Origin of the sequence: Streptococcus sp. OH4692_COT-348, from assembly GCF_003859975.1 — a bacterium.
Classification (GTDB): domain Bacteria; phylum Bacillota; class Bacilli; order Lactobacillales; family Streptococcaceae; genus Streptococcus.
Map to the genome: position 1 here is coordinate 1 of NZ_RQZB01000093.1, position 239 is coordinate 239.

At 42.7% G+C, this 239-nt stretch carries 1 protein-coding gene; it reads left to right on the top strand.

The annotated features are described in order from the left end of the window. Positions 1-239, top strand: a 239-nt coding sequence (locus tag EII37_RS11025) for a DUF1542 domain-containing protein (protein ID WP_124788570.1), incomplete at both ends; no start/stop codon positions are given.

Here is a 239-nt window from a genome sequence, read left to right on the forward strand (position 1 = left end):
TGAAAAGGCAGCAGCGAAAGCTGAAGTAGCGAAAGCAGCCATCGCAGCCGTAAATGCTATCAATGAAGCGAAAGATCAAGATGGTGTAGATGCCGCTCAAACTACAGGAGTTAAAGCAATTGAATCAGTAAATCCAGTAGGTAAAGAAAAAGCCCTAGAAGCCATCCAAGCAGCATCAGAAGCTAAGATTGCCTCAATTGATAAGAATGCTAAATTGTCAGATGATGAAAAGGCAGCAG